The following is a 659-nucleotide window of genomic DNA, read 5'->3' as shown; positions in this document are numbered from 1 at the left end:
CGGCAGTGCCACACCCACGCCCCTGGCCAGCCAGATCGCCTATGCGCCGTTCGGGCCGCTGAAGAGCCTCACCTGGAACAACGGCATCGTCCTCAACCGCACCTACGACCAGGACTACCAGCTCACCGCCCAGCAGGTCGGCACCTGGCAGAGCCAGTACAGCCACGACGCCAACGGCAACATCACCGCACACGCCCACAGCCTGTTCGGCAGCATCAACTACCGGTACGACGCCCTCGACCGCCTCACCATGGAGGAGGCTGGTCTACGCAAGACCTACACCTACGACGCCAACGGCAACCGCACCAGTCGCACCACGGCCCACACAAGCCTGGGGATAACGTACTTTCAGCATCGCCTGAGGTATGCCCCCGACAGCAACCGCCTGCTCCAGAGCGATAGCCTGTACGAAACCGAAGTCGATGCAGCAGGCAATTACACCCGTCACACCCTGAGCAAGCGCTACCAGTACGACGACCAAGGGCGCCTCAGCAACGTCATCGACCAGCGTGGCAATGGGGTCGCACGCTACACCTACAACGCCCTCGGCCAACGCGTGCTCAAGGAAGCCCGCCAAGGCACCAACCGACTCCCTTTCACCTACCTCTACGGACCCAACGGCCAAGTGCTGGGCCAAGTGAGCTACACCGCCCAGGGGA

General features: G+C 63.4%; 1 pseudogene. It reads left to right on the top strand.

Annotation, left to right across the window (positions count from 1 at the left end):
• Positions 1-659, top strand: a pseudogene (locus tag A7D27_RS28465) (RHS repeat domain-containing protein); the annotation flags it as partial.

It is taken from the genome of Pseudomonas sp. 1D4, from assembly GCF_001728925.1.
Taxonomy (GTDB): domain Bacteria; phylum Pseudomonadota; class Gammaproteobacteria; order Pseudomonadales; family Pseudomonadaceae; genus Metapseudomonas; species Metapseudomonas otitidis.
This window is presented reverse-complemented; position numbering and strand designations above follow the sequence as displayed.